The sequence below is a fragment of the Paraburkholderia sp. genome (assembly GCF_036488505.1).
Taxonomy (GTDB): Bacteria; Pseudomonadota; Gammaproteobacteria; order Burkholderiales; family Burkholderiaceae; genus Paraburkholderia.
The window spans coordinates 1-4,666 of record NZ_DASXHN010000008.1; the positions used below are offsets into that span (position 1 = coordinate 1).

General features: G+C 64.6%; 5 protein-coding genes. All 5 read right to left on the reverse strand.

Annotation, left to right across the window (positions count from 1 at the left end; all coding sequences use genetic code 11):
- The coding region (locus tag VGH68_RS00505; protein WP_331601553.1) for a gamma-glutamyltransferase at positions 1-1,044 on the reverse strand (1,044 nt) is incomplete at its 3' end.
- A 38-nt stretch (positions 1,045-1,082) separates the two neighbouring features.
- On the reverse strand, positions 1,083-1,991 hold the full coding sequence (locus tag VGH68_RS00510) for a polysaccharide deacetylase (RefSeq protein ID WP_331601554.1): 909 nt from the start codon (positions 1,989-1,991) through the stop codon (positions 1,083-1,085).
- Between the two features lie 56 nt (positions 1,992-2,047).
- Positions 2,048-2,800 carry an SDR family NAD(P)-dependent oxidoreductase gene (locus VGH68_RS00515; protein ID WP_331601555.1) on the reverse strand — a complete coding sequence of 251 codons (753 nt, stop codon included), beginning with the start codon at positions 2,798-2,800 and terminating at the stop codon, positions 2,048-2,050.
- The gene (locus VGH68_RS00520) at positions 2,797-3,816 is read right to left on the reverse strand and encodes a ketopantoate reductase family protein (RefSeq protein ID WP_331601556.1); all 1,020 of its coding nucleotides are present in this window, start codon (positions 3,814-3,816) and stop codon (positions 2,797-2,799) included. Before VGH68_RS00520 ends, VGH68_RS00515 begins: the two co-directional genes overlap by 4 nt.
- A gap of 17 nt (positions 3,817-3,833) precedes the next feature.
- A partial coding sequence (locus VGH68_RS00525; RefSeq protein ID WP_331601557.1) for an MFS transporter occupies positions 3,834-4,666 on the reverse strand: 833 nt, incomplete at its 5' end.

Sequence of the window (4,666 nt, forward strand, 5' to 3'; positions counted from 1 at the left end):
ACAGACGTTGATGTGCGTCGTGCATCCCTCCGGCGCGGACGGATCGTCGCCGACATGCAGGCGTTCGCGGTATGCCGTTTTCAGCGCTCGCGCCAGCTCGGCATACCACTTCGCCGACGGCGTTTTTTCGCTGCGTCGCGAGGCGGGCGGCTGCAGCATCGACAACGCATGAGCTAGCGTCGGGCCGGCCGTCAATCCCGCCGAGAGCTGGATCGTCGCGCCGCCCCACTGCACCGGCAGCGCGTCGGACGTCTCGATTTCGTACGCGTGCATTTCATCGAGGCCGATCAGACCGCCGAGCCTTGCGATATCGCCGACGATGGTCGTTGCCAGATCGCCGCGATAGAAATCGCGCCAACCCGCACGCGCGATCTGTTCGAGCGTCTCGGGCAGGCGAGGAAGCGGCATGAAGCCCGGCGTGCCTTGGTAAGGCGCAACGGGCGGCAAGCCATCGCGCAGAAACACGCTGGACGATTCAGCGTACCGGCGCAGGATCGCTGCGCCCTGTGCCAGCATCAGCGTCGTGAACCAGTCGGACGCAAGTCCACGTTTCGCCAGCGCGACGGCGGGCTGCATGACTTCGGAGAGCGGCATCGTGCCCCAACGTTCGAGCATCGAACCGTATCCAGCGACGGCCGTCGGCAGACAGAACGACAGCGGACCCTGCGCGTTGGCATCGTCGCGCACCTGCGGCCACGGAAACAGATCCGTCGCGGGACGGCCGGTCAATGGGAACATGTCCGCACGCAGCGCTTGCGGCGCGACCGGCCCGAAATGCACCGACGTGGCGGACTGCGCGTCATGCGCGTGGTAAAGCGCGAACCCTACGCCGCCCAGGCCCGAGTTCCATGGCTCGACGGCAGCCAGCGCAAACGCGACGGCAACCGCGGCATCGACCGCGTTGCCCCCGGCTTCGAGCACCGCGACGCCCGCGGCCGAAGCGTCGTATGCCTGCGACACGACGACGCCGCGCGACGACTCGGCGGCAGGTTTTCGCACCGACCAGTAATGAACCGGATGGTCGGGTGGCTGGTAAGAGATCATGTCGCCATCTCCTTTTTCAATGGGTGGTCATACGCGCATCAGGCTGCGTTGTCTTTCACGTATTGCGCGACCTCTGCATGCGTCGCGAACCACACGTCCTTCGCTTTCATGTACTGGATCAGCTCGTCGAGAATCCAGATACGCGAGCGCGCGGTGATCACATGCGGATGCATCGTCAGTTGGAACAGGCCGCCGTTCTCGTAAGCATGGTCGAATTCGCGGCGGAAGATGTCGAACACGTCGGTGGGCGGCGTGTACGGACGCAGCGACTGGAAACGATGCATCGTGAAGTAGACGGCATCGTCGCGAATCCATTCGACCGGCAGTTCGATCACGCCGGTCGGCTCGCCGTCGAGCAGCAGCTCGTAGCAATCCTCGTCGGCCATCAACGACGAGTCGTACAGCAGGCCCATTTCCTTCGCGATGCGCAGCGTGTATGGGCTGAAGTCCCACGAAGGCGTGCGCATGCCGACCGCGCGCACGCCGGTGATCTTCTCGAGCGTGTCCGCGGAGCGCAGCATCAGGTCGCGCTCGGCTTCATACGGCAGCACCGAGTTGAGCTCATGAATCCAGCCATGAATGCCAATTTCATGACCCTCGGCGATCACGCGACGCTGCTCGTCTTCGTGCAGCATCGCGGCGACAGCGGGCACGTAGAAGCTCGCCTTTACGCCGTGACGGCCAAGAATTTCCAGCAGACGGGGCACGCCGACGCGCGCGCCGAATTGTCCCCAGCTCATGCGGCTGATGGATTTGCCGCCGTCGCGCAACTCGTTGGTTTCGTGATCGCTGTCGAACGACAGCGCGACCGCGCAGCGCTTGCCGTTCGGCCAGCGCGCCGGCCGCAGCGTGCGTCCGGCGCGCGTATGGTTGACCATCTTGCGCCACGTTTCTTCCGGCCATTGCCAGGGTTCGAGTTTCTGGTTCGGGGTATCGGGTGAGCTCATGCTGGAGTCCTCTTGCGATTGATGGTGCGTTCGAATGTCGCCGCGCCGGAGCGTTTCTAGCGGCCACCGTCGACGGAAAGAATCTGCCCGTTGACGAACGCGGACAGGTCGGAAGCAAAGAATATGACGGCGCGCGTAATGTCCTCGGGCGTGCCGAAACGGCGCAACGCAATGCCTTCGAGCAACGAACGTTGCCGCGCTTCGCCCATCGCGTCCCATTGCTTTTCGGTGGCCTCGTTTGTGCGCACGAAACCGGGCGCCACCGAATTCACGCGGATGCCATGCGGACCCAGTTCATGCGCGAGCTGGCGCGTGAGACCGAGTACCGCGTGCTTTGCCGTGCAATACGCCTGCACGCCGGTGAGCGACGCTTGCAACGCCGCGCCGGAGCTAATGTTGACGATCGCGCCACGGCCTGCGTGCTTCATGCCGGGCGCGGCCGCGCGGGTAAGCGAGAAGGTCGCGCCCAGATTGATTTCGATCACGCGGTCCCACTGCTCGTCCGTCACTTCGTCGAGCGGGCGGGGTGCCTGACCAGCGACGCCGCCCGCGTTGTTCACCAGCACGTCGATCGCCTTGCCGCTGTGCGTTTCGATGTGGCTGATCCACCTGGCTGCCGCCTGGCGGTCGGTGAGATCGACGATTTGTGTGTCGATACCCGGCGCGGCGAGCGTCGCCAGTTCGTCCGCCTTGATGTCGCAAGCGAAAACGCGAGCACCGAGCGACGCGAACGTTGTCGCGATCTCGCGACCGAAACCGATGGCCGCACCGCTCACGGCAACGACCTGTCCTTCAAAGGAAATGTTCATGCGTCCAGCAATTCGTTGAGGTTGCGATCCGAGAGAGAACGCTCGCCGTTCTCGATTTCGTGAATCATCCGGCACAGCGCGTCGAGTTTCACGCACGCGATGCCGTGCTTGCGGCCCAGATCCACGACCGGCTTGATCTGCATGTCGACTTCGGTGCGGCGCTTGCGCACCGCCAGATCGCGCCAGATACCCGAGTGGGTCTTCGCGTTCGGCCGGTTGAAGGCGACCATCGCCGCGACGCTGTCGCGCGCCGCTGCATCCGTTGCGCCGGGCTGGAACGCCGCCGGGTCGAAACCGTTGAAACCGCGCGGCTTCACGCGTTCCGCTTGCGCCACGCGCAGCACTTCGCCGGCTATTGCGCGCCATAGCGGCAGCAACTCGGGACGTTCCAGACAATCGGCGATACCGAGTTCGCCGACCGCCTGCGCAAACAGCAGCGAGCCGTATGCGAGCTTGCCCCAAAGGTACGAGAAGATGTCGTCGGTGAGGATCGCATCGGGTTCGAAGTGCTTGATGTCCTCGAACAGCGTGCGGATGCGCGGCGTCTCCGAGCCGTCGATTTCGCCGACCACCACCGCGCCGCGATTGCCGTACAGGATCTCGCCCGGCTTGATCCAGTCGGCGCCGAAGTTGACGAACGCGCCGACCGTGCGCCGCGCTCCGACGATCTGCGCGATCACCTGCTCGCACAGGCCGTTTTGCAGCGACAGCACGTAGCCGTCGGCTGCGAGATGCGGCAGCAGGGCTTCGCAGGCGTCGCGCGTGTGATGCGCCTTGACGGCGAGGAAGATGCGCGACCACTCGCCATTGACATCGGCGGGCAGAAAGGCCGGCGCATGTACCGTGAATTCATCGACCGGGCCGGTGATCGTCAGGCCGCGCGATGGCGCGCGAATCGCGTCGACATGCTCCGGCACGATGTCCACGAAGCTCACGTCGTAGCCCGCGCGAACGAGCCACGCGCCGACGGTCCCGCCAATGGCGCCGGCGCCCCAGATCAGAATGCGTTCTTTCATCGGAAATCGTCTCCTTGTTAGCGAAGTGGCTCACGCGCGGTTTCGCGGAAAGTCGCGATGACCGCACCGGATACGATCGCCGCGACCGTCAGGTAGAAAGCGGGCGCGATGGGCGTGCCGGTCACATTGATGAGCCACGTCGAAATGAACGGCGCGAAGCCGCCGAAAATCGCAGTGGAAAGGCTGTAGCCGATCGACATCAGCGTCGTGCGGCCATGCGTCGGAAACAGTTCGCAAAGCGCCGAAGGTCCCGCGCCGGAGAACGCGGCGATGAACAGATTGAAGAAGATCTGTACCGCGACGATCGTGCCGAACGTCGCGCCGTCGAGCACCACGCGGAACAGCATGTACGAGAACACGAGGAACCCCACGCAGCAGCCGAGCAGGAACGGCTTGCGTCCGATGCGATCGGACAGCGCGCCGAACAGCGGCGTCGTCGCGACCAGCACGGCGAGCGCAAGCGAATTCGACATCAGCGCCTGGGTGGTGGTGAGGCCCGCGTACTTGCTGAGGAACGTGGGCATGTAGCTCAGCATCACGTAGTACGAGACCGTCCAGATGATCGTGAAGCCGAAGGCCTTGCTCATCATCGCGAGCGCCGAGCTCGTGGACGGACGCGCGACACGCTCGAGGTTCGCCTGGGCCTGCGTGAAAGCGGGCGTCTCGACGATATTGCGACGCATGTAGAGGCCGATCGGCAGCAGGATGCCGCCAAACAGAAACGGCAGGCGCCACGCCCACGCGTCGAGCTGCGCGGACGTGAACGATGCGCTCACGATAGTCGCCACGACGCTGCTCGCGAGCGACGATGCCGCAATCGAAGCCTGCCCCATGCCGCCGTAGAAGCCGC

Excerpts from the sequence above, each read along its gene's own strand:
- VGH68_RS00510 (WP_331601554.1), bottom strand. The coding sequence starts at position 1,991 with ATGAGCTCACCCGATACCCCGAACCAGAAACTCGAACCCTGGCAATGG.
- VGH68_RS00515 (WP_331601555.1), bottom strand. The coding sequence starts at position 2,800 with ATGAACATTTCCTTTGAAGGACAGGTCGTTGCCGTGAGCGGTGCGGCC.
- VGH68_RS00520 (WP_331601556.1), bottom strand. The coding sequence starts at position 3,816 with ATGAAAGAACGCATTCTGATCTGGGGCGCCGGCGCCATTGGCGGGACC.